The 4,721-nt window shown below is 44.4% G+C and carries 6 protein-coding genes; 3 read left to right on the forward strand and 3 right to left on the reverse strand.

The features are described from left to right. Positions 1–16 precede the first annotated feature (16 nt). A complete protein-coding gene (locus tag PF479_RS08745; protein WP_298005026.1) occupies positions 17–637 on the reverse strand; it encodes a histidine phosphatase family protein in 621 nt (206 codons plus the stop codon). Between the two features lie 183 nt (positions 638–820). Between PF479_RS08745 and PF479_RS08750 the strand changes: the two genes are divergently transcribed. The 3 genes from PF479_RS08750 to PF479_RS08760 are packed head-to-tail and all read left to right on the forward strand — an operon-like array spanning position 821 to position 2,771. Next, entirely contained in the window at positions 821–1,198 is a 378-nt protein-coding gene (locus PF479_RS08750) for a response regulator (protein ID WP_298005028.1), read from the forward strand. Further along, positions 1,195–1,830: a chemotaxis protein CheC gene (locus tag PF479_RS08755; RefSeq protein WP_298005030.1), complete on the forward strand. Its 636-nt coding sequence runs from the start codon at positions 1,195–1,197 to the stop codon at positions 1,828–1,830. The genes PF479_RS08750 and PF479_RS08755 overlap by 4 nt, the downstream gene beginning before the upstream one ends. A 2-nt stretch (positions 1,831–1,832) precedes the next feature. Next, positions 1,833–2,771 (forward strand): sensor domain-containing diguanylate cyclase, encoded by a 939-nt coding sequence (locus tag PF479_RS08760; RefSeq protein ID WP_298005032.1) that lies wholly within the window; start codon positions 1,833–1,835, stop codon positions 2,769–2,771. 5 nt (positions 2,772–2,776) lie between these two features. On the opposite strand, the gene PF479_RS08765 is transcribed toward PF479_RS08760, so the two are convergent. Together PF479_RS08765 and PF479_RS08770 are read right to left on the reverse strand one after the other, a co-directional pair. Next, positions 2,777–3,109 (reverse strand): cupin domain-containing protein, encoded by a 333-nt coding sequence (locus PF479_RS08765; protein ID WP_298005034.1) that lies wholly within the window; start codon positions 3,107–3,109, stop codon positions 2,777–2,779. A gap of 125 nt (positions 3,110–3,234) precedes the next feature. Beyond that, positions 3,235–4,721, reverse strand: a 1,487-nt coding sequence (locus PF479_RS08770) for a long-chain fatty acid--CoA ligase (protein ID WP_298005037.1), incomplete at its 5' end; no start/stop codon positions are given.

Consider the following 4,721-nt stretch of genomic DNA (forward strand, 5'->3'; position numbering starts at 1 on the left):
TAAGTCCGACAGGCTGCTAGGGGTTATGAACAAAGTCTCTGCTGTTTCCCAGCAGCAGGGATTCGATAGGATGCACTTGTCCTAAACCTTTGTAATCAATTTTCCAGATTTCTCCGTTATTGGGAAAACTGCTGGGGTATAAAGGCAGGGTGTTCTCAAGGACGGCTCTGATCAGGCGGAATGTCACGGCATGGGTTACGATCAGAATATTCTCCCTGGACTCCGTATTCAGGCTGGCAAAGAAGGATTGTACACGTTTTGCGATCATTTCGTAGGATTCTCCACCTCCCGCAGGAACCCAATTCCATCTTTTCTCTGTATTCATCTCATATTGGGGCTCTTTTTTTACTTGATCGTAGGTCATGCCTGAATATATTCCCAGATCCTGCTCTGATATCCGGTCATCCTCTTCACATAGGACAGCAAAAACCCTGGAAAATGATTCGGCTGTCTCTCTTGCCCGGATCAGTGGGGAGGATATGATCCTTTGAATACTTACTTTTTCAGAGAGTTGGGCGGCAATAAGATCGGCATCGGTCTTTCCGGATTCTGTGAGACCGAAGGGAAGACGGCTGGCCATGATCCTCTGGCTGTTGGCTTCACTTTGTGCGTGTCTTATCAGGTATAGATACCCCATAGTTTCTCCTCATCATAATTGTACAGGTTCTGATTGTAATAAAAAGAACTGAATATTACCAGAAGTCAAAAATGTCTCAACTTCTGGAAGCAGATTTTTTGACAATTCAAGGGGACTGGCATAATATTGTAATTAACTAGGTTTCACTTTGAAATTCTATAACAGGCAATTAGGTTGGGGCTAATGAAACTTCTTATAGTCGATGATTCCAAAGCGGCAAGGATGCTGATAAAGTCTATCCTTCTAGATTATGATTCTGAAATGGAATTGATGGAGGCCTCTAACGGTGAAGAAGGGGTGGCTCTATATTTACAGGAGCAGCCGGATATAGTTTTCCTGGATTTAACCATGCCCATAATGGATGGTTATGAAGCCCTTGAGAAAATTCTTTCAATCAACCCGAATGCTCAGGTCGTCGTTCTGACCGCAGATATTCAGGTCAAATCAGTTCAGCGGTGTATGAATTTGGGTGCCTACAAAGTTGTTAAAAAACTTCCGGATAAACAGGCCGTTCACGGGCTTCTGGATGAATTGAAGAAGACCACGGAAGGCTTGATGTGATAGATTCACACGACGGAATCCTGACTGAAATGGAGATTGATGCTCTCCGGGAAACCATGAATATCTCTTTTGGTTCCGCCGCTGCAGACCTGGCGGAAATCATGGATATTTTTATTCAGATCACAGTTCCCAATATCAACACTGTAAGCCTTCCCGAGTTGTCAGGTTTTATAAGGCACAAGATTAAGGATTTCAAGAGTTGCAGCATTGTGGAGCAGCAATATAACGGAGATTTTGAAGGAATAGCACTCCTGGTTTTCCCCTATGGGGAAGCCAAGGAACTGATCTCCTATTTTCATCAACCCGAAGCACCCGGTTTTGTCTCTGATAATCTGATTGATCTCGAAAGTGAAGTCTTATTAGAAATCGGCAATATCCTGATCGGGGCCTGTATAGGCAGGATTTTTGAACTTCTGGACAGTCGCATTGGTTATCAGCCTCCCCAGATGTTATTGGGAGAAGAATTTGATCGATCTTTTCTCAATCAGAATTTCAATAATCAGAATTTGGTTATTATTATGAGCACATTTTTCCGATTCGAAGACAGGAATGCTACGGGTCATATGTTTTTAATCAACAATAAGAAGTCCATTCCTCATCTGAAAAAAGCACTGTCCCGGTTTTTGGGCTGACAATGGATGTTAACAATCAGGTTCTTGACGTACTGAATCTCGGAATTATAATACTGGACAGCCAATACAAGGTGCTGTTTTGGAACCGCTGGATGGAGATCCACAGTGGTAAAAACAAGCAGGATATTGAAGGAACCATGTTATTCAATCATTATCCGCAACTGAGCACTCTCAGCTTTACAAGAGGGTGTAAATCTGTATTGAAATTCGGGAATTATGTCTATTTTTCTCAGAAACTGCATAACTATCTTTTCCCCTTCAACGCGGGGGGGGTCTACTGTCATTCTTTTGAATATATGCAGCAGAGCTGCACCATGACTCCTGTCAGGGATAAAGATGGTAAACCCGAGAACATCGTGCTTTCAGTACAGGATGTCTCTGAAAGTGTATACCTGGAGAAAAATTTGAAGATGATGGCCTGGAAGGACAGCTTGACAGGCTTATACAACAGGCGATTTCTGGACAGCCGGATGGAGGATGAGTATCAACGCTTTGTCAGAAGTGCCAATATTTTCTGCTTTTTGATGATAGATATTGATAATTTTAAGAGAGTGAATGACAGTTTCGGTCATCAATTCGGCGACAAGGTACTCAAAGAAATTGCCCTATGCTGTTCTTCTACAGTCCGGAGCAGCGATATAGTGGCCCGTTATGGAGGAGAAGAGTTCGCCATTGCCCTGATGGATTCCAATGAAACCGGGGCCCTGTCCTTTGCCGAAAGGTTGAGAAAAAAAATTGAAGAAACAATCATTACAAATGAAGAATCAGCAGATATTCATGTGACTGTGAGCATCGGCGTGTCAACTTCAAATGGATCTTTCTCTAACTACGAAGAGATTATAGGCGGAGCCGATAAAGCCCTTTACGCCTCAAAGAGAAATGGAAAAAACTGCGTGACCCTTTTTAACCCCGTTCTTCACAAGGAGAGAACCATCAAATAATCTTTTTAAAGATGGGGCGCGCAGGCCCAGGCTGTCATTGACTGAACCGTTCCGATATTCACCGTATAATGGGGCTCTCCCTGGGGAATGAGTATGCAGTCGCCTTTCTGCAGCTCATGGACTTCATTCCGACCGGTCAGGTGGACTGCGATACGGCCTTCGATGACAAAACAGGTCTCATCAGCTTCTTTATGACCCTTATCCAGACATGCCTTCTGCCCCGGAAGGAGGGTGCTGGTGGCAAAGATCAGTTTGTCCGTATGAAAGTAGACCTTGGTGAACTCATCTCCTTCCAGTAGATTTCTTGTCTCATTATATCTGACTACGTTTGTTTCCAATGGTTGATTCTCCTGTTTATTTTAATCCCGCTCTTTTTCATTCTTGAAATCTTCAAGTTCTCTTGTGAGCTCCTTTTCCATCTCGGTTAAGGGTTTATGGTTATCCTTTATCATTGTACATCCTGTTATTTATTCTTCTTGTCTTTCTTCAGTTTCTTGTCTATATCTTCATGTAGAAGTGCAATCAGGGACTTGTATTTATCTTCGATAAACTGGCGCTTGACCTTGAGGGTTTGAGTCAGTTCTTTTCCGATGGAAAAATCATTTTTGACAGGAAGAATCTTTGTCACAAATTCAAAGGGTTTGAATCCATGTTCTCTGGATATCAGTTGATTCACTTCTTTCATAATCACTGCATAGATACGATCCTGATCGACGGAATTTTTACCGCTCATGGGGACATTAAAATCCTTGAGTTTCAGCTCCTGGGCCAGATTCATCAATTCTTCTTCATTCACAGCGACGATGGCTGAAAGCTGCTTCTGATCCTGTCCGAAGACCACGGCATGATCGATAAAGAGGCTTTCCTTCATTTTATCTTCTATGGGTTCTGGTTCCACATTCTCGCCGCTCATCAGGACGATGGTATCTTTGGCACGGCCAACGATAATGACCTCTCCATTTTCAGAACGGACGGCCAGGTCTCCCGTATTCATCCATCCCTGATCATCCAGAACGGCTTTGGTGGCTTCTGGGTTCTTATAGTATCCTAGCATCACCTGAGGTCCTCTGGCAAAAATAATTCCTTTTTCTCCTATTTCGGTTTCACTGCCGTCTTTCCGGCGAATCTGAACTTCCGTGTTGTCAAAGGGTCTCCCCGTGGTTCCGAAGGTATTGTGGCTGAATGTCCGGGAAAGGATTCCCGGGGCACATTCGGTCATTCCGTAGGCGTTGACGATGTTGATTCCGATGGAGTTAAACAGTTCGTCCAGATACTTGGGAAGGGATCCGGCTGCCGAGGTGGCACCTCTGAGGCGGCCTCCTACCTTTTCTCTGAAAGGTTTAAAAAGAACATGGGCCATGAGATGGCCGGGTGTCAAAAAGATCCAGCGGCAGAAATGAAGCACCATGGCGACTCCGCGGTGAAGGGCGGAACGTTTTTTAAGTGAAATATAACAGCCTTTGATATATGTACCTGAGCTGAGGTACATCTGATTCAGCTTGATGAAAGAAAAGATCAGATAACGTTTAAAAGCCGGCATCTGGCTGATGGCCTTGATCATCTTCTGATAGATGGATTCCCAGACCCGGGGAACGGAAATGAGGATTTCCGGTTTTTCCTTCAACAGGTCTGCCGCAAAACGACCAGCCGAGGAGTAAACCAGAGTCAGTGCGGTGGATAAACCGCAGTATTCAAAGGCTCTTTCATAGACATGCCAGGAGGGGAGCATGACCACTGTTTTCTCTTCCTTTGAGGAATCAATCTCCAGGCGGGGTGTGTTGGCTACCACATTCTGAATAAAATTCCCGTGGGTCAGCATGACTCCTTTCGGATTCCCTGTTGTTCCTGAGGTATAGACGATGGTGAGGAGGTCATCCTTATGAATCTCTTTCATCAGTCTTTCTATCTGATGGGGGTCCTTCTCCAATCCCGACTCTCCCGCTTTGAGAA

Source organism: Oceanispirochaeta sp. (assembly GCF_027859075.1).
Classification (GTDB): Bacteria; Spirochaetota; Spirochaetia; order DSM-2461; family DSM-2461; genus Oceanispirochaeta.